Source organism: Micromonospora sp. NPDC047548 (assembly GCF_040642975.1).
Taxonomy (GTDB): domain Bacteria; phylum Actinomycetota; class Actinomycetes; order Mycobacteriales; family Micromonosporaceae; genus Micromonospora.
The window spans coordinates 239148-260449 of the sequence record NZ_JBEYTI010000007.1; the positions used below are offsets into that span (position 1 = coordinate 239148).

The following is a 21302-nucleotide window of genomic DNA, read 5'->3' on the forward strand; positions in this document are numbered from 1 at the left end:
CAGATGCTGTTCACCCAGTACTACCTGGATTGCCTGTCGCAGGCGTCGTACCTGGTCGCCGACGACACCACGAAGCGCGCCGTGCTGGTCGACCCGCGCCGTGACATCGACGAGTACCTCGCTGACGCCCAGGCCCGTGGGCTGACGATCGAAGGGGTGATCAACACCCACTTCCACGCTGACTTCCTCGCCGGCCACCTGGAGGTGGCCGCGGCGACCGGGGCGTGGATCGGCTACGGACAGCGGGCCGAGACCGAGTACCCGATCCGCAAGTTCGCCGACGGCGAGCGGATCAGCCTCGGCGACGTCACCCTGGAGATCATCGAGACTCCGGGGCACACCCCGGAGTCGATCAGCGTGCTGGTCCACGAGCACGCCGACGACGCCGTGCCGTACGGGGTCATGACCGGCGACGCGCTGTTCATCGGCGACGTCGGCCGGCCCGACCTGCTCGCCTCGTTCGGCGTCACCGCCGACGAGTTGGGCCGCATGCTCTACGACAGCGTGCAGCACAAGCTCATGAGCCTGCCCGACCCGGTGCGGGTGTTCCCCGCCCACGGCGCGGGTTCGGCGTGCGGGAAGAACCTGTCCACCGAGCGGCAGTCCACCATCGGTGAACAGCGCCGCACCAACTACGCGTGCGCGCCGATGAGCCAGGAACAGTTTCTGGCTCTGGTCACCGGTGGCCAGCCGTCAGCTCCCGGATATTTCGCCTTTGACGCCGTGCTCAACCGCAAGGACCGCGAGCTGTTCGACCACACCCGGCCCGCCCAGCCGCTCGGCCCCGCCGAGTTCCTCGCCGCCCGCGCGGACGGCGCCGTCGTGGTCGACGCCCGTGACCCTCACGAGTACGCCGCCGGGCACCTCCGTGGCGCGATCAACATCCCCGTCGACGGCCGCTTCGCCGAGACCGCCGGCAGCGTCGTCGCTCCCGACCGCACCATCCTCGTGGTGGCCCAGCAGGACCGCGAAGAGGAGATCGTCACCCGGCTCGCCCGGATCGGTTTCGACCACGTCGTCGGCTACCTGCGCGAACCCGAGCACGCGTTCCTCGACATGGTGGGCGACCTGGCCCGGGCCAGCCGGGTCACTGCCAGCGAGCTGCGCGAGGCGCTCGACCGGGCCGAGCCACCGCTCGTGCTCGACGTGCGCAACATCGGCGAGCGCGAGCAGGGCACCATCGAGGGCTCACTGCACATCCCGGTCGCCGAGCTGTCTCGCCGACTCGACGAGGTGCCCGACGGCCGGCCGATCGTCGTGCACTGCGCCGGGGGCTACCGCTCCTCGGTCGCGGCCAGCCTGCTGCGCAACGCTGGCGGGACTGACGTGTCCGACCTGCTCGGCGGCTACGCCGCCTGGCAGACGATGCTGCATCCCACCGCAGCCTGAGCACCGGTCGAAGAGGGGGTGGCCGTTGTCGACGGCCACCCCGACCGGCCCGACCCACCCTGCCGACTTCAATTCCGTGTGCACCACCGCGGCCCCTACCGTTCCCGCCGTAACCGCAGCCGCTCTCGGCGGTCAGTGGGTGGGCGCGGTGAGCCGGTAGGCGCCGCGGGGATCCCAGCCGGCCCGCCAGCCGGAGGCAAGGGCCTCCTGCAGCACGCCGCCGACGGCGTGCTGCCAGGCGCTGGCTGCGGCCGGGGCGTTTCGGCGCAGCGCGGAGATGTCGGTCGGCACTGCGACCAGCGCGGCGGGAGCGACGGTCCAGGCCGGGTCGAGCACTGGCAGCCCGTCGGTGGCGGCGACTGCCCACACCAGCTCGGTGTCGTCGTCGGCGGGTGTGGCGGGCTCGCCGGTGAGATGCCAGGCGACGAGCAACCGGTCGTACGGCAGTGGGGTGGGGCTGTCGGCGTCGCGGAGACCCTCGTAGCCGGGCAGGAATGCCTCTACGGTCGCGCCGAGCCGGCGCAGGTTGAGGTTGGCGTTGACCGCGGCCATCGCGTCGAACGTCCAGCGGATCTCGGTGACGCCCCGATCGAGGGCCCAGGCCCGCTGGGCGAGCTTGAGCGCGGCCGACACGCCGCGGCCGCGGGCGGTGGGCAACACCGCCAATGGGCCGGACTGCACCAGCGGCTGGCCGTTGGCGGTCCATCCCGGCAACGCGAGCACCACGCCGACGGGAGCCCCGCCGTCCCAGGCCAGCAGCACCGGCGCGCCGGCGGCGAGCAGGTTGCGCAGCAGGCTCGGCGGATAGAAGTGGTTTCCCGCACCCGGGGCGAAGACCCCGTCGAGGACGCTGACGGCGGCGGCGACGTCGACGTGCGTGTCGACCGGACGGATGTCGACATTGGCGCGGGCGGCGGCCGCAGCGGCCGGGCCGGTCGGTTGCGGTGTGGGCGTCGGGCTGGTGAGGGCCGCGACCGGATCGGCCAGCGGGTCGGGAGCGAACACCTGCCGGGTCGCGGCCTCGACCAATTCGGTGATAGCGGCGACGGCCTCCACCGAATCGTCGGTGAGCGCCTGCGGGCCCTCGGCGGGCAGTAGTTCCGCGATGACCTCGCCGATGACGGCCTCGGGTACGTCGGCGAGCAGGACGTCGGCAACGACGCCGGCGAGCGGGCCGGCGAGCGGGCCGGCGACGGGGTGGGTGATGGGCTCGGACACAGCGGCCTGCCTTCGGCGTGCGACGGGACGATGTGGCGACGCTGGTGTCCGGAGGCCAGGCGTCGGACGGCCATTGTCGCGGCGCCAGAGGCCGAACCAGTGACCGTCCGGTGACGCGTCGATGAAGACGTCGCGGATCGTCGTGTTGCCGGCGGGGCGAGCGGGGATCACGCGGCTCGTGAAGAAACCATGCGCGCATCCTTGTGGTGAACTCATGTTCACGATAATGTCGTGAACATGAGTTCACGAACGGGGGCCATCGAATGCCGCTCCCTCAAGAAAGTGTTCGGCGATCGCGTTGCAGTCGATGACGTCTCATTCCAGGTCCCGCCGGGCACGATCACCGGCTTCGTGGGAGCGAACGGTGCGGGTAAGACGACGACGATGCGGATGCTGCTTGGCCTGGTGGCGCCGTCAAGCGGGACCGCGTGGGTGAACGGGCGGCCGTACCGGGATCTGGAGCAGCCCCGCCGCGAGGTCGGCGCGGTCGTTGACGGGCCCGGTGCCCACCCGGGCCATTCGGCCCGGACCCACTTGTCGATCATGGCCTTGGCGGGCGGGTTGCCCCGTAGGCGGGTCGACGAGGTCCTGGACCTGGTGGAGTTGACCGAGCACGCCCACCGGAGGGTAGACGGTTTCTCGATGGGCATGCTGCAACGACTGGCTCTGGCCGGGGCGCTGCTGGGCGACCCGGGAATCCTGATTCTCGACGAACCGGTCAACGGCCTTGATCCGCCCGGCATCCTGTGGGTCCGCGATCTGCTGCGCCGACTGGCCGAGGAGGGCAGGGCCCTGCTCGTCTCCAGTCACCTGCTGTCCGAGCTGGCGGAGGTCGCCCACCGGGTCGTGATCATCGACCGTGGTCGGCTGATCGCCGACACCACACTCGACGACCTGCTCGCCGAGCAGTCACACGTGGTGGAGTTGCGCTGCGCTGATCCGGCCCCGCTGGTCCAGGAACTGCGGGCCCGCCAGGTCAAGGTCGTTGCCGATGGTGACGGCCTGCTCATCGAGGGATTGTCGGCCCGGGAAACGGGCGAGGCGGTGGCCGCGGTCGGCGCCGGGCCGGTCTACTGGTTGACCGAGCGCACCGGCAGTTTCGAGGACGTGTACTTCCGGCTGGCCGGGTCGATGCCCCACCCGTTGTCAGATGTGGCGGTGTCGTCATGAGTCAGCTTTTCCGGGCCGAGTTGCGCAAGGTGCGGTCCACCCCTGTCACGTGGTGGCTGCTGATGAGCACCGCCGCCATCGGGATTCTGGGTACCCTCGCGCCGCTGATCGCCGTCGACGGGAAGCCGGTCGACCTTCTCGGCGATCACCAGATACGGGCGGCCCTGCACGGTGCGGCCGGCGGAGCGGTCCTCGTGCTGGTGGCCGGCATCATCGGCATGGCCGGCGAGTGGCGTTTCGGGCAGGTCAGCCAGGCCTTCCTGAGCACCCCGCGTCGGTGGCGCGTGGTGACCGTCAAGACAGTCGTCTACCTGGGGATCGGGACGGTCTACGGAATGGCCGCCGCCGTGGCGGCGACCGCGACCGCCTGGGGCTGGTACCGAGCCAAAGGCCTCACGTTGCCGCTCGACCGATCGGCGGTGTGGCTGACGCTTGTCGGGTGTGTCGCGGTCGCCGCACTGTTCGGCGTTCTCGGGGTCGCGATCGGGGCGATCGTACGAAGGCCAGTGCCGGCCATCGTCGGTGCCCTGGCCTGGACGGTTCTGGTCGAGCCGGCGCTGTTCGCCGCGGCGCCGAAGGTCTTCCGGTGGCTGCCGGGGATCGCGTCGCTGAGCCTGCGCCGTCAGCCGGCCGACCATCTGCTGCCGGCGGGTGCCGCCGCCGCTGTCCTGCTCGGGGTCATCGCCGTCGCCCTGGCCGCCGGGGTACGTCTGGTGGAGCGTGACGATGTCACCGGCTAAGCGCAGTGCCGAAACGACCGAACAGCTACGGTCCTCGCTCATCGAGCACGCCCGCCGGCTGATCGCCCGCGACGGTGCGGCCGCCCTGACCATGCGAGCGCTGGCCACCGAGGCCGGCTGCGCCGTCGGTCTGCCCTACAAGGTCTTCGCCGATCGCCACGAGATCGTCGCCGCGATCGTCCACATCGAACTGGAGAAGCTGCGGGCGACCTGTGACGAACTGGTCCAGCGGGCCGGCTCCGCGACCGTCGCCGGTAACCTCATGTGGTTCGCCGAGGCTTTCCTGGACTCGCCGGCGGTTGCGCTCACCGAGGAGTTGCTCTCCGACAAGGCGCTCCGGCAGTCGGTCGCCGCCACCGCCCACGACGTTGGTTTGAGCCCGGGTGCCCTTCCCGTCGTCCTGTCGCGCTATCTCGCCGCGGAGAAGCAGGCCGACCGCGTCGCCCCCCACATCGACGAATACGCCTTCGGGTTCCTGATCGCCAGCGCGCTGCACAACCTGCTGGTCGCCGGTGAGGCATGGCCGCGACCTGCCCGCGCCGAACTGGAACAGATCCTCGCCGCCACCGCCACGGCAATCGCCGTGCGGCAATAACTTCGAACCAGGAGACGTGCGATGAACGAACCCACCGAACCCACCCCGTACCGGCCTGACGGCAGGCGAGCGGGCAGGCGCCGGACGGTGTTGATCGTGATGGCCGCCGTGGTCGTGGTGGCCATCGGCCTGGCCCTGCACCTGACCGGCGTACTACCTCCCGAATGACCGGCCCGCAGGACGCCAATCCGGTGTGACCGAGGAGAGCTGTGAACAGCATCCCCAGCACAAGATCCGGCGGCGGCGTCACGCCGCGTGAGGTGGCGGCACGGATCTACGCCGCCATCTCATGCGGCGACACCGCAACCGTCAACGAGCTCATCCACCCGCAAGCCACCCTTTCCGTACCGGGCGCCAATCCGGTATCCGGGTCGTATCACGGCACCGCCGGTCTCCTGGAGTTCACCTGGGCGGCGGCCGCCATCGAGGTACCCGCCGCGGCGGTGTACGCGGCACTCAGCGACGTCCGCCGGATGGGGGAGTGGAGCCCGGAGTGCGTGGGCGCCACCCTGGCAGACCCGGACGCCGAACCGATGGTGGGGACACGATTCACCGGCCACAACCGAATCGGCCGGTGGCGGGCCTGGACGACCCGATGCACCGTCACCGTCACCGACCGACGTGTTTCGCTTTCGACGTGTCGTCGGGCGGCCGCATCGCCTCGTGGCGCTTCGACCTGGTTCAGGGCGCCAGACGGTACCCGTACCGAGGTGATCCAGTCCTGGCGGGACCGGCGCGGCCCCGCCCGGCGCCGGCTGAGTGCCCTGACCTCAGGGGTCCGGGATCGAGCCTCGCACAACCGGCAGACGATGCGACTGACACTGCTGCGATTGAAGGAGGCCCTGGAGAGAGTCTGAGTCGCATGGCGCCGTTGCTGCTCCCGCCGCACCACCGCGATCGTGCAGGCCATCCTCGCCCTCCGAGCCGCCGAAGACGCCCGCTGCACACGATGAACAGGGCTCATTGGTTTCGCAGTTCAGCAATGTCTCCGTAAGGGCTTGCTCAGTTTCTGTGACCTTGTTGGTCATCTGCGGCCGAAACAGTCATTGCGTTTCCGCCCGATCTCCGAGCGAGTGAGAGTCTGTTGTGTCTGCCCTGTGTCGCCGTGCCCAACGCCACGCCTGGCGTTGCTCCTGGGGAGTGCTCGCACTGGTGCTGATGGGAGGGCTGGTTCCGGACTCGGCCTCGGCGCATCCCTTCGGTGCCCCACAGCAGGTCGTGGTCGTGGGCGAGGGTGATCACGATGTGCGGGTCCGCTGGCTCGTCGGCGGAACCGATGACCTGACCCTGCTCGGCATCGCCCTCGGCGTGCTCCCGAAGGACCGGGTGATGCTGGACGGCGCGGTGATCTACAAGGCCTCCGATGCCGAGGCGATGGCTGGGGCTCCCGAGTTCGCCGAGTACCTGACCGAGCGGATCACCGTGACCCAGGTCGGGCGGCCCTGCAAGGGCGAGGTCAGCGTGCCCGACGATCTGGTGGCCGACGGCGCCGAGGTGCTGTTCACGTGTCCCGAACCGGTGAGCACAGTGACCGTGACGTCCCGGATGCTCACCGACCTGCACGAGGCCTACCGGACTCTCGCCAGAGGCCCCGATGGGCAGAAGGCGGTGTACGACGCCACGCACGAGTCGGCGGACTGGACCATCAGCGACGCCGGTTCCCGCCCCGTGTCCACCCGGACCGTAGCCGCCGTCTCCTCGGGTAGCAGCGCCCTGCAGCTCTCGGTTGTCGGGGGCGTCCTGCTGGCCGTCGTCGCAGCCGGAGCGTTCTGGTACCGCCGGCGCGAACGAAAGGCCTGAACCATGAACGCGATCACCAGCCTCGGCACCGCGGCGGCACCCCTCGGCTCCGGCCCCACGGCCCTCCTCGATGTCGATCTCTTCGGAGCCGCAGAGTTCGGCGATCGACTGACCGAGACGGTGCAGTCGCCGGGGTTCGCGCCCGTGGCCCTGGTGATCGCCTTCGTGGCTGGGGCGGCGCACGGACTCGCACCCGGCCACGGCAAGAGTCTCGCGGCGGCGTACCTGATCGGCTCCCGGGGTCGGGTCCGCGACGCCGCCTGGCTGGGCTTCTCGGTGGCCGCGATGCACACCGTCTCGGTGCTGGCCATCGCGGTCGCCTGGACCTTCTTCTCCCTCTCCGACCTGGTCAGCCTCGAGCGACTGACCACCGGACTGCAGCTGACGGCTGGCCTGACCGTCGTCGCCGTCGGGCTCTGGCTGCTGCGACGCCACCTGCATCGGCGTGGTCATGCTCACAGCCACAGCCACAGCCACAGCCACAGCCACGACCACAGCCACGACCACGACCACGACCACGGACATGGCCACACCGGCCCGTCCCGCCCGGGTCTCCTCCTTCTCGGCATGTCCGGCGGCCTGACGCCTTCGCCGGCGGCCTTCCTCGTGCTGGTGACCGGCATCTTCGCGGGGCGGGCCGGGTTCGCTCTCGTCCTCGTGGTCTGTTTCGGCCTCGGGCTCGCCGCGGTGCTCTTCACCGTCGGCCTCATGGCTCTCACCGGCCGCTCCCTCGTGACGCGCGCCGCCCAGTCCCACGTCCTCCTGCAGTTGGCCACCCGGGTGGCCCCGGTGCTGGCCGCCTGCGGGATCACCCTCATTGGCGTCGGCATCTCCGCCTCCGCCGTAGCCGGCCTACCCGGCACCTGACCTTCCTCACCGGATTACCGGCCGGCTACCCACCCAACACCAACGCAGAAACCCCAGAAAAGGAGATGTCGTGACGACACGACTCCATCCGTTCGCCCAGAGGTGGCGCCGCCTGAGCGCGGCCACCCTCGGGCTCGCGATGGCCGGCGCGCTGATGCAGCCCGCCCAGGCCGTTCAGACCTCGGCCAGCACCAGCCAGGCGGCTGCGGCCGTCACGGTTCCGGCTGCCGACGTGCTCGACGTCGCCTTCAGCGGCGGCACCACCACCGACCGGGCCCAGGGCCTCGCCCCCACCACCTGGGGCGCTCCGAGCTACGCCACCGATGCGGCGTTCGGTCACGACCTGCTCAAGGTGGACGGGGTCGACGACGCGGTCTCCTTCGACTTCACCGACCAGTGGAGCAGGTTCTCCGCCGGCTTCGCCATCGAGTGCGTCTTCCGGGTCGAGACCCCGATGCCGGTGAGCGGCGAGAAGGACCTCTGCTCCGACAAGGAGGGCGGCGGCTTCTCGGTCTACGTCAACGGCGGCAACCTCGGCACGATGGCCCACATCGGCGGCGGCTACAAGTCGGTGCTGACCCCGATCAGCGGCAACCGCTGGTACCACGCCGCCTCGGTCTGGAACGGCCAGTCCCTGAGCCTCTACGTCAACGGCCAGCTGGCCGGCTCGGCCGCGGCCACCGGTGCGCTCACCCCGCCGGTCTCCACCGCGCGCCGCTTCGTGGTCGGCGCCGACGCCGCTCCGACCGGCATCGGCCAGGTCGCCCCGCCCGCCTCGTTCGCCGCGAGCAAGGTCTGGAGCGCCGCCTTGAGCAGCGCCCAGGTTGCCGAGCTGGCGTCGGCATACAACACCAAGCCGCCGGTCCCGGTGGCCGACGTCCTCGACGTCGACTTCGACGACGGCACCCCGAAGGACGACGCGCAGAACCTCGCCGTCGCCATCCACGGCGAGCCGGTGATCGCGCAGGACACCGCGGTGAAGGCGCCGGTCGCCTCCTTCGACGGCGCCAACGACGCCTACTCCTACGCCTTCGGCGACCAGTGGAGCAAGATCAGCACCAAGGTCTCCATCGAGTGCACCCTGAAGTCCAACGGCACGCTGCCCAACAGCGGTGAGCACTCGGTCTGCTCCGACAAGGAGAGCGGCGGCTACTCGGTCGTGATCTACGGCGACAAGCTGACCTTCACCGCGTACGTCGGCGGCGGCTACAAGTCGGCGCAGACCCAGATCGTCTCCGGCCGTTGGTACCACGCGGTCGGCACGTGGGACGGACAGGCCATCCGGCTCTACGTCGACGGCGTCCTCGCGGCCGAGGCCCCGGCCGCCGGCACGCTCGGGCTGCCCGGTGGCGCCGCCCGCAACGCCTTCTACATCGGCGCCGACTCGGTCAACCAGTTCTGGGCCCCGGCCTCCGTGCTCAACGCCCGGATCTACTCCAAGGTGCTGACCCTCGACGAGGTCAAGGCGCTCAACATCGCCGCTTTCGGCGACGCCCGTGACGCGGCTGTTGTCGTCACCTCGACCATCCCGGCCGAGGGTGCCCACCTCAGCCGCCCGACCGGGTTCCAGATCAAAGTCACCAACCAGGGCAACGCCACCGGCTGGCGGTACCTGCTCGACGGCGAGCCGGTCCAGGTCGGCCAGGAGATCGGCGCCGGCCTGAAGTCCGGCAGCCACACCCTGCAGATCTCGGCAACCGACGTCTTCGGCAAGCCGGTCAGCAAGACCGTGAGCTTCACCTCCGACGCCATTCCGACCAGCGGCGGCACCGAGGTCGGTCAGGGCAGCGGCCGGGTGGCCCTCTCCGCGATCGCCCACAACCCCGACGGCGGCGAGGTCACCACCACCTTCAAGCAGGCCACCCCGAGTGTCCCCGCCGGCGGCATCCAGGGTGTCGTCCCGGTGATGCCGTCCGCGCTGGACTTCTCCTACACCGAGGGCGGCCAGATCGGCGCTGCACCGCGCCCGGACGGCAAGGGCGTCGACAGCCCCTCCACGGGCGACATCCCCTTCCAGCGGTACGACGTCCAGGTGCCGGCGTCGACCGAACGTCGCCAGATCCTGTGGAACGGTGTGGTCGACCCCGAGCGCGCGGTCTCGCTGCACGCGTGGAACAGCACCACCCAGGCGTGGACCGAGCTCGCCACCGCCCGCGGGCAGGCCGAGGGTGAGACCGCGCTGAAGGCCGTCGTCCAGCCGGAGCTGGTCGACAACGGCGTGGTCCACGTCCTGGTCACCGGCCAGGACCCGTTCGCCGACGACCTGGCATCGCGCGACGCCAGCGCCGGTGCCCCGGCCAACAGGGACCACTTCGAGGACCCGGCGGCCTACGACTTCTCGCTGGCCCACTTCACCGACACCCAGTACCTTGCCGAGGGCGCGGTCGGTGGCACGTACGACGACTTCGACGGCATCGTCGAGCCCACCGACAAGATGACCATGGAGGAGCAGGCGCTCTGGGCGAAGTCCTACCGGGACACCACCCAGTGGCTGGCCGACAACGCCGCCCGCCGGAAGATCGCCTACACCGCGCACACCGGTGACATCACCGAGAACGACTACACCAACCCGCTGGCCACCGACTCCAGCGGCAACCTGCTCCGCCCCGGTCTGGACGAGCAGGTGACCAAGGAGTTCCAGTTCACCGCCGAGGCGCAGCGCACCCTGGATGCGGCCGGACTGGTCAACCAGGTCGTCGCGGGCAACCACGACAACCAGGGCGGTGCCGAGACCGGCCCGACCTCGCGGTTCAACCAGTACTACGGCCCGGAGCGCTACTACGAGGGGTCCAAGCTGTGGCCGGCCGAGCTCAAGGCGGCGTACCACGCCTGGGACGAGACCACCGATGCCTCCGGCGCCGTGGTCACCCGCGGTAAGGACAACCAGAACAACTACGTCCTCTTCTCCGCAGGCGGTCTGGACTTCGTCGCGGTGGGCCTCTCCTACGGCGTCACCCAGGCCGAGGCCGACTGGGCCAGCTCCATCTTCCAGCGCTACCACGACCGCAACGGCATCCTGCTGACGCACGCCTACATCGCCCCGTCGGCCGCGCCGGACGGCCGGGGCGCCAACTTCTCCACCGACGGATCGCGGGCCTTCTCGAGCATCGTGGCGGCCAACCCGAACGTGTTCCTGGTCCTCGCCGGTCACGAGCACGGCGTCGGCACGAATCTCAAGACCGGGGTCGGCGTCACCGTCGAGCACAACGTGGTCGAACTGCTCGCGGACTACCAGTTCTACAAGATGACAGCCGGCGAACTGTGGCCGGAAAAGGTCGACGCCAATGGCAACCTCGACCTCAACGGCGACGGCACCGTCGACCACAAGAAGGGCGACCTGCTGCAGTTCGGCGCCAGCTTCCTGCGGCTGCTGCAGATCGACGTCGACCGGGCCCAGATGAGCATCGACACCTACTCGCCGATGCTCGACAACTTCGGTGCCAGCGAGTACGACGACCGCAAGCGCTACAACGGCGCAGAGGACAACATGGTGCTGCCGATCGACCTGTCGACGCGGAAGACCAGCTTCAGCACCGACGGTCTCGTCCTGGTCACGCCGACCGACACCGTGATCGGTCAGGCCACCGCCAAGTCGGGCTGGCCGGCCACCGTGCAGTGGAGCGGCCTGACCGAGCGCGAGCTCTATGCCTGGACCACCACCAGCCACACCGGCGACGGTGACCAGGTGGGCTCGATCGACCAGTTCGGCGGCATCTTCATCGCCACCGCCGCCGGCACCGACGTCACCGCGCCGGTGCTGACCGTCCCCGCCACGACCTCGGTCAAGCAGGGGCAGGCGTTCGATCCGCTGGCCGGGGTCACCGCGGTGGACAACACCGACGGCGACGTCACCGACAGGATCCAGGTGGTCGGCACCGTCGACACCACCACCCCGGGCAGCTACGCGCTGTCCTACCTGGTCTCCGACACCAACGGCAACCAGGCGGTCGCCAACCGGGTGGTCACCGTCACCGCGGTCCCGACCGTGGAGCTCACTCCGACCTCGGTCCGCGCCAACGACGTACAGGCCAATTGGAAGTCGACCCTGAAACTGACCGCGGCCGTCACGCCGACCACGGCGACCGGTCCAGTGCAGTTCATGATCGGTGAGGACGTGCTCTGCGAGGCCCCGGTCAAGAAGGGCATCGCCTCCTGCACCGTCCCCATGCTGCCCAACCCCGGCACCCACCAGGCGCGGGCGGTCTACGGCGGCGACAAGACCCACGCGGCGTCGTACGACGACTTCACGCTGACGGTGGTCGAGCGCACCCGCTGATCGAGGGATTCAAAGGGGGGTAACCCCCGAGCGGGGTCGGTCCCATCGGGCCGGCCCCGCTTCTCGTTCCCGCCGCGTTCGGCGTAGGCCGCGGGCGTTGCTGGGTGAGGGCTTCGTACGGATCTGACAGCCCGCAGGGTCAGCGGCCGGTACCGATCGTGCCACCGGTGAAACCGGCGACGAACCGGGTCAGGAGCTGGTTGTAGACCACCGCGACCGGGAGCGCGACCAGCACCACGGCGGCCTGCAGGGACTGCCAGTGGAACAGGTCACCCCGGATCAGCTCGGTGGGCACCCCGGTCGAGACCACCTGTTGGGCGGTGGGCGAGACGAACGCGAGGGCGTACAGGTATTCGCTCACGCAGAGGACGAACGCGAGTACCACGACGGCGACCAGGCCGGGTACCACCAGCGGCAGCACAACTCGACGGAACGCGGCGGGACGGGTGCACCCGTCGACGAGTGCCTGCTCCTCGATCTGGATCGGCACCGCCTTGAAGTACCCCATCAGCAGCCACACCGAGACCGGGATCGTGATGGTCGGGTAGACCAGGACCAGTGACCACGCCGAGTCCTGGAGCCCGATTCGGGCGACGATCTCGGACAGCGGAAGGAACAGCACGCTCGGCGGGACCAGGTAGATCATGAACACCGCCACGCCGAGGCGGGCCGTCCACGGCCGGTTCAGCCGCGCCAGGGCGTACCCGGTCGGTACGGCGAGCAGCAGCGTGACCAGCACGACGAGGGTGCCGGTCCAGATCGTGTTCCACGCGAATCTCGGAAAGGCGGTGTGCCGCACGAGATAGCCGACGTGGTCGGCCGTGGCCGGCGCGTTGAACCACAGTGGCTCCACAGCAGGATGCGTAGGCGCCCGGAGAGGCGACCGGTCGGCGCTGTGAAGACCTCCGTCGGCCCACCAGCCAGGGCGTCGGCACCGAACGCGCCGTCCTCCTCGTGGGCGCAGCCGGCCAGGACAGCGGCGGTGGCCAACGCGGCCGCCCCGCGCAGGAATCGGCGGCGGTCCGGCCCGGTCGCACGCGAGGTGCGATCGGGCCGGCCAGCCGGCGGGGTCGGGCTCAGCAGCATCGGATGCCGGGCCGGTCGTCGCGCTGTCGGGTCCGCTCCCGCTCGAACTCGCGGCGGGACAGCGGCGGGGTATCCCCGCAGCGGGCCCGGTGCCCCTCGGCGTACCGGTCGTACGCGGACTCGCCGGTGAGTTCGCGCAGGTACCAGTGCAGCGCCTCGAGCGCCCGTAGCGGGCTCATGAGCCCGACGCCGTCGGGACCTTGGCGGGCGGCTGCGCACCAGCACCCGCCAGGGCCATCTCCCGGCGTTCCTCGGCGGTGGGGATCAGCCCGGCCGGTGCGACGATCCGCGACTCCACGAACGGCGCCTCGGTCGTCGGCAGTGGGGTACGGGACCGCAGCGCCCGCAGGCACACCAGGGCGGCGTTGCCGATGACCAGGATCACCAGGACCGCGAACAGCGCCGCGAGGACCCCGTCGACCGTGGAGTTCACCACCACCGCCTGCATGTCCGCGGCGTTCTTCGCGGGGGCGAGTATCTTGCCCTGCTCCAACGCCTCGGCGTAGCGCTCCCGTTGGGCGAAGAAGCCGATCCGGGGGTTGGTGGAGAAGATCTTCTGCCAGCTCGCGGTCAGCGTCACGGCGACGTCCCAGGCCAGTGGTACGGCGGTGACCCAGGCCCACCTGAGCCGGCCGCTCTTGATCAGCACCGTGGTGGCGACGGTCAGGGCGATCGCCGCGAGCAGCTGGTTGGCGATACCGAACAGGGGGAACAGCTGGTTGATCCCGCCCAGCGGGTCGGTGACACCGGCGTAGAGGAAGTAGCCCCAGGCCAGGACGACCACGGCGCTGGTCCCCCACAGTCCGGGTTTCCAGCTGACCCGGGTGAGCGGCTTCCAGACGTTGCCGAGGGTGTCCTGCAGCATGAACCGGCCGACCCGGGTACCGGCGTCAACCGTGGTGAGGATGAACAACGCCTCGAACATGATCGCGAAGTGGTACCAGAACGCCTTGAGCGCGTTGCCGCCGAACACGCTGGAGAAGATTTCCGACATGCCCACGGCGAGGGTCGGTGCTCCGCCGGTACGGGCGATCAACGTGCTCTCCCGGACCGCGGCGGCGGCGCTGGTCAGGTCCTCCGGGGCGATGGTGAAGCCGAGTTGGCCGACTGCCGTGGCCGCGCTCTGCGCGGTGGTGCCGAGTACGCCGGCCGGCGCGTTCATCGCGTAGTACAGGCCCGGATCGAGAATGCAGGCGGCGATCAGCGCCATGATGGCGACGAACGACTCCATCAGCATCGCCCCGTAGCCGATGAGCCGGACCTGCGACTCCTTCTGGATCAGCTTCGGCGTGGTGCCGGAGGCGATCAGCGCGTGGAAGCCCGACAGCGCACCGCAGGCGATCGTGATGAACACGAACGGGAAGAGCGTGCCGGAGAACACCGGGCCGGCGCCGGTGCTGGCGAACTCCGTGACGGCGTCGGTCCGCAGCACCGGGGCTGCGATGAGCACGCTGGCCGCGAGCAGTCCGATCGTGCCGATCTTCATGAATGTGGACAGGTAGTCCCGTGGGGCCAGCAGCAGCCAGACCGGCAGTACCGAGGCGAGGAAGCCGTAGCCGACCAGGCAGAGCACGAGGGCCTTCGGGGACAGCGTGAACGCCGAGGCGAGGCTGGATCCCTCAACCCAGCCGCCGGCGGCGATGGCACCCAGCAGGAGCGCGCCGCCGAGCAGTGAGGTCTCGATCACCCGACCCGGTCGCAGCATCCGCAGGTAGATGCCCATGAACAGGGCGATCGGGATGGTCATCGCGATGGAGAAGGTGCCCCAGGGGGACTTGGCCAGCGCGTTGACGACGACCAGTGCGAGGACCGCGAGCAGGATGATCATGATGGCGAAGACCGCGATCAGCGCGGCCGCACCACCGATCAGGCCGATCTCGTCACGGGCCAGTTGGCCCAGGCTACGGCCGTCGCGGCGCATCGAGATGAACAGCACCACCATGTCCTGCACGGCGCCCGCGAAGATCACCCCGATGATGATCCACATCGTGCCGGGGAGATAGCCCATCTGCGCCGCGAGCACCGGTCCGACCAGGGGCCCGGCTCCGGCGATGGCGGCGAAGTGGTGACCGAGCAGCACCCGCCGATCCGTCGGCTGGTAGTCGGTGCCGTCCTCCAGGCGTTCAGCCGGGGTGGCCCGACGGTTGTCGACCCGAAGTACCCGCTGGCAGATGAACCGCGCGTAGAAGCGGTACGCGATGGCGTACGAGCCGAGCGCGGCCACCAGCAGCCACACCGCCGACACCTGCTCACCCCGGGACAGGGCGAGCACGCCCCAGGCGGCGGCGCCCACGACCGCGACCACGGTCCAGACGAGCACCGATCTGAGGTTGGTTCTGGCGCCGAGCGCCCGGGGGATGGTCATGGCGGTCCTCCTGTATCGGGAATTGGGCAGGTTGCATCGAGCCAGGTGGGTCGTCCCATCTGGCGGGAATTGTTGACGGATGTGTCGGGCGGCTATCGCCGTCGCGAGTCAACGCCGGTACGGGCCCGGCCGTAGAGGAGCAGGTATGCGGCGATCATGCAGAGAACGCTGAGCGGCACCCACAGGAACTGGTACCAGTAGAAAAACGGCACACCCGCCAGGCGAGGGCGTTCCAGGGCATACCAGGGCACCCACAGCAGGGCGACGACCGGCGCGGACAGGCAGGCTCCGGCGACCGTCACCCGTATCCCGCGCCGTCGGCTCACTTTCGTCCTCCCGCCGGAGTGATTGTCTCGTCGGAAGAGTTGTCGCCAACCCGAATTGGTTTACCGCGAATTTCGTCGAGATTTCCTGTCATCGAATCGGGCGGCGTGCGCAACATAGACGTGACAAGCCACAGAGTGGGTGGTGACCGATGACCGATGGAACCACCGTCGCGGCCTTCGTGGCCATCCTCGGTGCCACGTCGCTGCTCGCTGTCGCCGCCCGCTGGCTGCACTCCCGCGACGACCTGCCCACGCTGGCGGGCTGGGCGCTGGCCGACCGCCGGTTCGGGCCGGTCCTGACCTGGTTCCTGCTCGGCGGCACCATCTACACGGCGTACACCTTCGCCGCGATGCCGGGTCTGGTGTACGGCGTGGGCGCGCTGGGCTTTTTCGCGCTGCCGTACACGATCATCGTGTACCCGCTCGCGTTCCTGCTACTGCCCCGGCTGTGGACGGTGGCCCGTCGGCACGGATATCTGACGGTCGGCGACTTTGTCCAGGACGCTACGGCTCCGCACCGTTGGCGCTCGCCGTCGCCGTGACCGGAATCCTCGCCACGATGCCCTACATCGCGCTGCAGCTGCTGGGCATCCGGGCCGTGCTGACCGCCGGCGGACTCTACCCGCCCGGCCCAGCCGGTGACCTCGCGCTGGTCGCGGTCTTCGCGATCCTGGCCGTGGCGACGTACCGGCACGGCCTCCGCGCACCGACGGTCATCGCGCTGGTGAAAGGCGCGGTCATCTTCGGGTCGGTGATCGCGGTCGTCTTGCTCGTGCTGGCGCGCCTGGACGGACCCGGCGCGCTGTTCACCGCCGCCCGCTCCCGAGGCGACGACGCCTCCATACCGAACGACGTCCCGCTAGCCCTCGAGCCGCAGATGTTTCCGGTCTTCGCCACCCTCGCACTGGGCTCCGCGATGGCCCTGTTGATGTACCCCCACGTGCTCACCTCGGCGTTCGCCGCGTCCAGCTCGGACACGCTACGGCGTACCGTGATCGGCCTGCCCGCGTGGACCGCGGTGCTGGGTCTGTTCGGGCTGCTGGGTATCGCCGCGCTCGCCGCCGGCGTGCAGGCACCGACGGGCAGTGCCGAGATGGCGGTGCCGTTGCTGGTCCGCGAACTCATGCCGCCGGCACTGACCGGGCTGGTACTGGGGGCGCTCGCGGTCGGTGCGCTGGTCCCCGCGTCGGTCATGTCGATCGCCGCCGCCACCTCGTTCGTCCGCAACATCTACATCCAGTACTTCCACCCCACCGCCACGCCCAAGCACCAGATGCGCATCGCCCAGGCGGTCTCGGTCACCGCGAAGCTGGGCGCGGTCGTCTTCGTGTTCGGCCTGCGCAACCAGGTGGCCATCAACCTGCAACTGCTCGGCGGGGTGTGGATCCTGCAGACCTTCCCGGCCGTCGCCATCGGCCTCTACACGCGCTGGCTGCACCACCGGGCGTTGCTGGCCGGCTGGGTGGTCGGCATGGTGGGCGGCACGCTGATGGTCGTCTGGGGCGGCTTCTCCTCCATCATCTCGATCAACCTGGCCGGGCGGCATGTGCAGGTCTACGCCGCGCTCGCCGCCCTGGCGCTCAACCTCGTCGTCGCGGTCGCGCTCACTCCGCTGCTGGACTGGCTGCGCAGCCCACGCAGCGTCGACCACACCGTCCTCCCTGCCCCGGCGGGGTCGCTACCGGCACAAGGGACGAACTTGACATGACCTACCTAGGCCAGCAGCCCGCCCCGGTCCGCGTCACGCCCAGGCCGCGGAGCGACCCGGCCTCCGCCGGCACCGACCTCAACGACCTGGACCGGGAGGCCGCGCTCATCCGGCTCTTCGACCTGCACTACACCGCGTTGCTCCGGCTGGCTGTACTGCTCGGTGCCGACGACGCGGAGAACGTCGTCGCCGAGGCGTACTGCCAGTTGTACCGCCGGTGGCAGCGACTGCGCAGCGCCGAGGCGGCGCTGGCGTACCTGCGCTCGGTGGTGTGCAACCTCACGCGGATGCGGCTGCGTCACCTCCAGGTGATCCGCCGGCACACCGAGCCCATCGACGACTCGGTGGCCTCGGCGGAGAGCGTCGCCCTGCTCCAGGACGACCACCGCGTCCTCATCGAGGCCCTGCGACGCCTGCCGGACCGACAGCGGGAGGCACTGGTGTTACGTCACTGGCTCGGCCTGCGCGAAAGCGACATCGCCGCCGCGATGGGAATCTCCGTGGGTGCGGTCAAGTCACACACCGCGCGGGGCATCGCGAAGCTGGCCCAGCTGATGGAGGCACGACGATGACTCGCGGCCCGGCCAGCACCGAGCAACAGCTGCGGGAAGCCCTCGACGCCATGGCCGACGGGGTGCACGCGACGCCGCACGCCTACCAGCGGGTACGGCGCGAGTGGCGTCGCCGGGAGCGGCGACGGCGGCTCATCCTGGCCATCCTGATCGCCGTCGTCTTCGCCATTGCCGACGCCATCGGGCTGTGGGCACTCAACCAGACCCAGGTCGACCCACCGGTGATATTCAACGGCCCAACCTCGGTAGAGGAGCGCAATTGGCCCGTCGGGCTTGAGCGATGAAGTGTTCGTAGTCGACCGGGGGCCTCCAGGTAGTTGTACACCCGGCCGGTCGAGGTGCGCGCGTCCAGCCAGGCGGCGGTGCCCTCGGAGATGACCAGCCACCCACATGCCCGTCGGGGTAGGTCATCCGGACCAGCGTGTGCTGCTCACGGATCCGGCCCAGCTCCAAGGGCGGGTCGAATGGGCAGTCCGCGGGACGCGCCAAGGGCAGCTCCGTCACGCCAGGACCCGGGATGGTCGTCGATTCGTGCGACCTCACGAACTCCTTTCAGTGGGAGGACTCGCGGTTGAACAGTCGTTTCGACCAGAGGTATCCGCCGAGCGCGATGACGGCGCACCAGGCGAGCGCGATCCACGCGTTGTTCCCGATCGGCTTGTCCATCAGCAGGCCGCGCAGGGTTTCGATGATCGGCGTGAACGGCTGGCACTCGGCGAACCAGCGCAGACCGTCCGGCATGGAGTCGGTGGGGACGAACCCGCTGCCGAGGAAGGGCAGCAGAACAAGCGGGTCATGGTGTCCCTTTCTCCAGGGCCGGAGGTGGATCAGGAGCGGTGGATGATGACGTCGCCGTAGGAGGTGCGGCCGCGCACCTCGACGGTCTGGTCGGCCTCGTCGGGCCGGGTGGCGTTCTCCAACAGGTTGTGCACGTGCCCGAATCCGGTGTTCACCTCCAGCCAGGCGGCGGTGCCCTCGGCGATGCCGATGTCCAGATCGCCTGCGGCGGTGCCGAGGACGATCGAGCCGCGGACCACCTCGGCGAGGCGGATGCTCTGGCGTGTCCGGCTGAAAGAGCGCAGGTCAAGCGTGGGCGGCTGAGACCGCCAAGAAAACAAGGCTGTTTCTCCACGAGACCACCCCGCACCCTCGATGCCGTCGAGCACCGACTCGCGGGGAGCCGAGGGATCTGGCCGCAACGAGATCGACATCGAGCAGCAGCACCTGACGGCCCCTCTACGCCTTGCCGGACACGCTGCGTGAACATGAGATTCGACGCTTTGCGCGTCGGCTCGCCCACCGACCAGGCGGACACAGATTGTGGACCCTGCAGCGGTAAGAAACCGGCCCCTGCGCGCATTTCCAAGTGACGGCGTACCTTCCCGCATACTCAAGGAGCAGGAGTCAGTGACAGAAGCCGAAGCTGAAGCCGACGCGAGCAGGCGGTTCATCGCGCTCTACGACGCGCACCATGCGCAGGTATACGCGTACGCGGTGGGCCGGGCCGGACGTCAACTCGCCGACGACGTGGTCAGCGACACCTTCCTCGTGGCGTGGCGCAAGCTGGCCACGGTTCCGGCACCGCCCCTGCCGTGGTTGCTAGGCGTGGCCGGCAACGTGTTGCGAGAGCGCTACCGGGACGAGGTCCGGCAGGCCAGCCTGGTGGCTGAGCTGCGCGCCTGGGCCGACGAGGCGGCGGCGGACGTGGCGGACGAGGTGACCGAGCGCGGCACCGTGCTCACCGCCCTCGCCCGGCTCAGCGAGGACGACCGCGAACTGCTGACCCTGGTGGCCTGGCACGGCCTGTCGGCCAGGGAGGCCGCCCGGGTCGTCGGCTGCTCAACGGCCACCTACTTCGTACGGCTGCACCGGGCCAGAAAGCGACTGCAGGAGGCTCTGGCCGGGGCGGACCAGGTCGCCCGTCGTTCCCCGATCGCCTTTCCTGTTGAGGAGTACAGCAAGTGAGTCCCCGCAGAGACGTCATGAAGGCGCTGGCCGACGCCCGCCCCGCCCGACTCGACCCCGATCTGAACAACCGCCGTGACCCGTACGCGTTCATGGCGCATCCGCAGCCGACCACCGCGCTGGCACGGGCGGTACGCCGGCCGACCCGCCGGCTGGTCCTCGCGGGCGTGGTGCCCACCGTGGCCGTGGTGGCGGCCGGCGCCGTCTTCCTGACGGTCGGCGCCGGTGGGACCGGACCGGCGGGCGCGCTGGGCGCCGGCAGCCCGGCGGCCGATCCGACCACCGTTACCACCGCCTCGGCCCCGCGCACCGCGCGTGACCTGCTGCTGGTCGCCGCCGAGCGGAGCGCGGCGGATCCCGCTACCGGTGGCCGCTACTGGGTTCTCGGCCAGGAACACGGCGAACTGCGCGAGGTCGGCCCCGCAAACCGGCGCTACCAGATCATGGAACGGCACGGCCTGCGGTTGTGGGACGCGATGACGTCCGGCGGCCGGAGCGTGGCCTTCTTCCGGGATCTCGGTGTCGTGCCGTTCACCGCCGAGGACCGGGCCGCGTGGCAGGCCGACGGCTCGCCGACGCAGTGGATCCTGCCCGCCCCCAGAGACATCCCCAACGCGGAGCCGATCATCATCAGCGGCACGCCCGGGCCGGAGACCGCCCGGTGGGACTCCGCCAGGCCGACGCCGAAGGGTGTGAAGGGCAGCAAGGCCGCGTACGACCTCGCTGGCGGAGCCATCTCGCTGGCCGATCTGGCCACCGTGCCCACCGAGCCGGCCGCGTTGAAGGCGTGGCTGCTCAAGCGGCTGAAGGCCAGCGAGGTTCAGGAGGCCACCAACTACTCCCTCTTCTGGAGCGCCCGCACCCTGATCTTCGACCTGCCGGTGTCTCCGCAGGTGCGGGCGGCCGCGTACCGGATGCTCGCCGACGTGCCGGGGGTGACCTCGCTCGGTGAGGTCACCGACCAGCGCGGGCGGGCCGGTATGGCGGTCGGGTTCGCGCGGAAGGGTGACGGCGGGCACTGGAGCCAGGCTCGGCTGATCATCGATCCGCATACCGGCCAGGCGCTCGCCAGCGAGTCCTGGGACCTGGGTTCGGGTCGGGCTCCCAAGGCCAGCGGAACGTTGCTGAGCTACGACCTCGTGGTGAGCGCGGGTTTCACGAACGACAATCCGCCGACCGCGCAGAAGTAACGACAGTTCCTCGGCGTGTGGTGCGGACTGCTCTG

Annotated in this window: 22 protein-coding genes; 15 read left to right on the forward strand and 7 right to left on the reverse strand. The window is 69.9% G+C overall.

Features of this window, described 5'->3' with window-relative positions; all coding sequences use genetic code 11:
• The first annotated feature begins 3 nt into the window (after positions 1–3).
• A complete protein-coding gene (locus ABZ807_RS10750) occupies positions 4–1389 on the forward strand; it encodes a rhodanese-like domain-containing protein (protein ID WP_357155157.1) in 1386 nt (461 codons plus the stop codon).
• 132 nt (positions 1390–1521) lie between these two features.
• Here the strand turns inward: ABZ807_RS10750 and ABZ807_RS10755 are convergent, their stop codons facing one another.
• Entirely contained in the window at positions 1522–2607 is a 1086-nt protein-coding gene (locus ABZ807_RS10755; protein ID WP_357155159.1) for a GNAT family N-acetyltransferase, read from the reverse strand.
• Between the two features lie 237 nt (positions 2608–2844).
• Here ABZ807_RS10755 and ABZ807_RS10760 point away from each other — a divergent pair, with 237 nt between their 5' ends.
• The 8 genes from ABZ807_RS10760 to ABZ807_RS10795 all read left to right on the forward strand — a co-directional run bounded on the left by ABZ807_RS10760 (position 2845) and on the right by ABZ807_RS10795 (position 12055).
• Complete coding sequence (locus ABZ807_RS10760; RefSeq protein WP_357155161.1) at positions 2845–3777, forward strand: ATP-binding cassette domain-containing protein; 933 nt, start codon at positions 2845–2847, stop codon at positions 3775–3777.
• The gene (locus ABZ807_RS10765; protein WP_357155163.1) at positions 3774–4517 is read left to right on the forward strand and encodes a hypothetical protein; all 744 of its coding nucleotides are present in this window, start codon (positions 3774–3776) and stop codon (positions 4515–4517) included. The genes ABZ807_RS10760 and ABZ807_RS10765 overlap by 4 nt, the downstream gene beginning before the upstream one ends.
• Positions 4504–5112 carry a TetR family transcriptional regulator gene (locus ABZ807_RS10770; protein WP_357155164.1) on the forward strand — a complete coding sequence of 203 codons (609 nt, stop codon included), beginning with the start codon at positions 4504–4506 and terminating at the stop codon, positions 5110–5112. Before ABZ807_RS10765 ends, ABZ807_RS10770 begins: the two co-directional genes overlap by 14 nt.
• A gap of 21 nt (positions 5113–5133) precedes the next feature.
• Complete coding sequence (locus ABZ807_RS10775) at positions 5134–5280, forward strand: hypothetical protein (protein ID WP_357155166.1); 147 nt, start codon at positions 5134–5136, stop codon at positions 5278–5280.
• A gap of 92 nt (positions 5281–5372) precedes the next feature.
• On the forward strand, positions 5373–5969 hold the full coding sequence (locus tag ABZ807_RS10780) for an SRPBCC family protein (protein WP_357155248.1): 597 nt from the start codon (positions 5373–5375) through the stop codon (positions 5967–5969).
• 301 nt (positions 5970–6270) lie between these two features.
• Positions 6271–6912, forward strand: a complete 642-nt coding sequence (locus tag ABZ807_RS10785) for a hypothetical protein (protein ID WP_357155168.1) — start codon at positions 6271–6273, stop codon at positions 6910–6912.
• Between the two features lie 3 nt (positions 6913–6915).
• Positions 6916–7779 (forward strand): cobalt transporter, encoded by an 864-nt coding sequence (locus tag ABZ807_RS10790; RefSeq protein ID WP_357155169.1) that lies wholly within the window; start codon positions 6916–6918, stop codon positions 7777–7779.
• Positions 7780–7849: 70 nt separating this feature from the next.
• Complete coding sequence (locus ABZ807_RS10795; protein WP_357155170.1) at positions 7850–12055, forward strand: LamG-like jellyroll fold domain-containing protein; 4206 nt, start codon at positions 7850–7852, stop codon at positions 12053–12055.
• 139 nt (positions 12056–12194) lie between these two features.
• Here the strand turns inward: ABZ807_RS10795 and ABZ807_RS10800 are convergent, their stop codons facing one another.
• The 4 genes from ABZ807_RS10800 to ABZ807_RS10815 all read right to left on the reverse strand — a co-directional run bounded on the left by ABZ807_RS10800 (position 12195) and on the right by ABZ807_RS10815 (position 15832).
• On the reverse strand, positions 12195–12908 hold the full coding sequence (locus ABZ807_RS10800) for an ABC transporter permease subunit (protein WP_357155171.1): 714 nt from the start codon (positions 12906–12908) through the stop codon (positions 12195–12197).
• 223 nt (positions 12909–13131) lie between these two features.
• Entirely contained in the window at positions 13132–13320 is a 189-nt protein-coding gene (locus ABZ807_RS10805) for a YbdD/YjiX family protein (RefSeq protein WP_357155173.1), read from the reverse strand.
• Positions 13317–15506 (reverse strand): carbon starvation CstA family protein, encoded by a 2190-nt coding sequence (locus ABZ807_RS10810; RefSeq protein WP_357155175.1) that lies wholly within the window; start codon positions 15504–15506, stop codon positions 13317–13319. The genes ABZ807_RS10805 and ABZ807_RS10810 overlap by 4 nt, the downstream gene beginning before the upstream one ends.
• A gap of 92 nt (positions 15507–15598) precedes the next feature.
• Positions 15599–15832, reverse strand: a complete 234-nt coding sequence (locus tag ABZ807_RS10815; RefSeq protein ID WP_357155177.1) for a DUF3311 domain-containing protein — start codon at positions 15830–15832, stop codon at positions 15599–15601.
• Positions 15833–15981: 149 nt separating this feature from the next.
• Here ABZ807_RS10815 and ABZ807_RS10820 point away from each other — a divergent pair, with 149 nt between their 5' ends.
• The 4 genes from ABZ807_RS10820 to ABZ807_RS10835 are packed head-to-tail and all read left to right on the forward strand — an operon-like array spanning position 15982 to position 18396.
• Positions 15982–16374, forward strand: coding sequence for a hypothetical protein (locus tag ABZ807_RS10820; RefSeq protein ID WP_357155178.1), 393 nt, complete (start codon positions 15982–15984; stop codon positions 16372–16374).
• Between the two features lie 17 nt (positions 16375–16391).
• Positions 16392–17540, forward strand: a complete 1149-nt coding sequence (locus tag ABZ807_RS10825; protein WP_357155179.1) for a hypothetical protein — start codon at positions 16392–16394, stop codon at positions 17538–17540.
• A complete protein-coding gene (locus tag ABZ807_RS10830) occupies positions 17537–18112 on the forward strand; it encodes a SigE family RNA polymerase sigma factor (protein WP_357155180.1) in 576 nt (191 codons plus the stop codon). Before ABZ807_RS10825 ends, ABZ807_RS10830 begins: the two co-directional genes overlap by 4 nt.
• Positions 18109–18396 (forward strand): hypothetical protein, encoded by a 288-nt coding sequence (locus ABZ807_RS10835; protein WP_357155181.1) that lies wholly within the window; start codon positions 18109–18111, stop codon positions 18394–18396. The genes ABZ807_RS10830 and ABZ807_RS10835 overlap by 4 nt, the downstream gene beginning before the upstream one ends.
• A gap of 268 nt (positions 18397–18664) precedes the next feature.
• Here ABZ807_RS10835 and ABZ807_RS10840 read toward each other — a convergent pair whose 3' ends face one another.
• Together ABZ807_RS10840 and ABZ807_RS10845 are read right to left on the reverse strand one after the other, a co-directional pair.
• Entirely contained in the window at positions 18665–18853 is a 189-nt protein-coding gene (locus ABZ807_RS10840; protein WP_357155183.1) for an ABC transporter permease, read from the reverse strand.
• An 86-nt stretch (positions 18854–18939) separates the two neighbouring features.
• A complete protein-coding gene (locus ABZ807_RS10845; RefSeq protein WP_357155185.1) occupies positions 18940–19149 on the reverse strand; it encodes a hypothetical protein in 210 nt (69 codons plus the stop codon).
• 370 nt (positions 19150–19519) lie between these two features.
• On the opposite strand from ABZ807_RS10845, the gene ABZ807_RS10850 reads away from it, so the two are divergent.
• Together ABZ807_RS10850 and ABZ807_RS10855 are read left to right on the forward strand one after the other, a co-directional pair.
• Positions 19520–20077, forward strand: a complete 558-nt coding sequence (locus tag ABZ807_RS10850; protein ID WP_357155187.1) for an RNA polymerase sigma factor — start codon at positions 19520–19522, stop codon at positions 20075–20077.
• On the forward strand, positions 20074–21267 hold the full coding sequence (locus tag ABZ807_RS10855) for a CU044_5270 family protein (RefSeq protein WP_357155189.1): 1194 nt from the start codon (positions 20074–20076) through the stop codon (positions 21265–21267). Before ABZ807_RS10850 ends, ABZ807_RS10855 begins: the two co-directional genes overlap by 4 nt.
• Positions 21268–21302: the final 35 nt, after the last annotated feature.

What these genes read in the sequence shown, in the direction of transcription:
- ABZ807_RS10760 (WP_357155161.1), top strand. Translation starts at nt 2,845, where the DNA reads ATGAGTTCACGAACGGGGGCCATCGAATGCCGCTCCCTCAAGAAAGTG.
- ABZ807_RS10835 (WP_357155181.1), top strand. Translation starts at nt 18,109, where the DNA reads ATGACTCGCGGCCCGGCCAGCACCGAGCAACAGCTGCGGGAAGCCCTC.
- ABZ807_RS10810 (WP_357155175.1), bottom strand. Translation starts at nt 15,506, where the DNA reads ATGACCATCCCCCGGGCGCTCGGCGCCAGAACCAACCTCAGATCGGTG.
- ABZ807_RS10770 (WP_357155164.1), top strand. Translation starts at nt 4,504, where the DNA reads ATGTCACCGGCTAAGCGCAGTGCCGAAACGACCGAACAGCTACGGTCC.
- ABZ807_RS10775 (WP_357155166.1), top strand. Translation starts at nt 5,134, where the DNA reads ATGAACGAACCCACCGAACCCACCCCGTACCGGCCTGACGGCAGGCGA.
- ABZ807_RS10825 (WP_357155179.1), top strand. Translation starts at nt 16,392, where the DNA reads ATGCCCTACATCGCGCTGCAGCTGCTGGGCATCCGGGCCGTGCTGACC.
- ABZ807_RS10805 (WP_357155173.1), bottom strand. Translation starts at nt 13,320, where the DNA reads ATGAGCCCGCTACGGGCGCTCGAGGCGCTGCACTGGTACCTGCGCGAA.
- ABZ807_RS10790 (WP_357155169.1), top strand. Translation starts at nt 6,916, where the DNA reads ATGAACGCGATCACCAGCCTCGGCACCGCGGCGGCACCCCTCGGCTCC.
- ABZ807_RS10830 (WP_357155180.1), top strand. Translation starts at nt 17,537, where the DNA reads ATGACCTACCTAGGCCAGCAGCCCGCCCCGGTCCGCGTCACGCCCAGG.
- ABZ807_RS10820 (WP_357155178.1), top strand. Translation starts at nt 15,982, where the DNA reads ATGACCGATGGAACCACCGTCGCGGCCTTCGTGGCCATCCTCGGTGCC.
- ABZ807_RS10840 (WP_357155183.1), bottom strand. Translation starts at nt 18,853, where the DNA reads ATGCCGGACGGTCTGCGCTGGTTCGCCGAGTGCCAGCCGTTCACGCCG.
- ABZ807_RS10785 (WP_357155168.1), top strand. Translation starts at nt 6,271, where the DNA reads ATGGGAGGGCTGGTTCCGGACTCGGCCTCGGCGCATCCCTTCGGTGCC.
- ABZ807_RS10750 (WP_357155157.1), top strand. Translation starts at nt 4, where the DNA reads ATGCTGTTCACCCAGTACTACCTGGATTGCCTGTCGCAGGCGTCGTAC.
- ABZ807_RS10765 (WP_357155163.1), top strand. Translation starts at nt 3,774, where the DNA reads ATGAGTCAGCTTTTCCGGGCCGAGTTGCGCAAGGTGCGGTCCACCCCT.